Raw genomic sequence first — 333 nt, forward strand, 5'->3', positions numbered from 1 at the left:
CGGCTTCTTACAGGTACCGGTTCTGGTGTACGGGCTCAACCTTCTCTGCGCGGCCATTGCGTTCTACGTCCTGCAGCAGTCGCTCATCCGGCAGCAGGGCCGGGACGGCGCACTGGCCCAAGCAGTCGGTAAGGACTGGAAAGGCAAAGCGTCCCCGTTCATCTATTTGTCCGGCATCGCGCTCACTTTCCTGCACCCACTGCTCGGAGTCGCGGTCTACACTGTGGTGGCGTTGATCTGGCTGGTACCGGACAGGCGCTTGGAACACTTCGTCACGCAGTTACACCAAGGCTGACACTCGCGCCCTCGCGGACACAAGCCCATGGTTGGTGG

Annotated in this window: 1 pseudogene; it reads left to right on the forward strand. The window is 61.6% G+C overall.

The features are described 5' to 3' along the window. A pseudogene (locus tag SB764_RS38990) lies at positions 1-295 on the forward strand (hypothetical protein); the annotation flags it as partial. Positions 296-333: the final 38 nt, after the last annotated feature.

Source organism: Paraburkholderia sp. SIMBA_027 (genome assembly GCF_046535315.1).
GTDB lineage: Bacteria > Pseudomonadota > Gammaproteobacteria > Burkholderiales > Burkholderiaceae > Paraburkholderia > Paraburkholderia tropica.